The 473-nt window shown below is 59.4% G+C and carries 1 protein-coding gene; it reads right to left on the reverse strand.

Annotation, left to right across the window (positions count from 1 at the left end; all coding sequences use genetic code 11):
* Window positions 1-59: 59 nt before the first annotated feature.
* Window positions 60-377 carry a YciI family protein gene (locus tag AC5RU7_RS21060; protein WP_494053883.1) on the reverse strand — a complete coding sequence of 106 codons (318 nt, stop codon included), beginning with the start codon at window positions 375-377 and terminating at the stop codon, window positions 60-62.
* Between the last annotated feature and the right edge of the window lie 96 nt (window positions 378-473).

The raw sequence follows: 473 nt of genomic DNA on the forward strand, positions 1-473 counted from the left end.
AAAAGTCTTCCTCGCGTTCGAACACCGGCAAGTGTCCGGCTTGGTCGATAACGGCGGCCTTAAGCTATCTCGACAGACTGAAGCGCGCTCGTGCGAGAACCCAGCCGGCTGACCCACTCCCGAACCACGATCTCGTCGATGAAACCGAGCTTGTTGTACGGGTCCCCCTCGACCGCCCGCCTCGCATCGTCCGCGCTCGACGCCGCCACAACGAGCAAAGCACCAGGATGCAACTCGTCCGAGTAGGCACCGCAAAGCAGAAGCTCGTCACGCTCCTGCATCGCAATGAGGAACTGTGCGTGCTCGCCAAGATGATCCCGTCGACCCTCCGCAGAGTCGATGCCGTATGTGTAATGAACTGCGAATGTTGTTGTCATGCTACGAGGCTAGAGCCCAGCAATCCGCGCCGGTATGGGCTTGCACACATCCTGAACGACGACGAAATGGACCAGCAAACAACCGGATTTGCGGGC

This window comes from Arthrobacter sp. K410C (assembly GCF_059090105.1).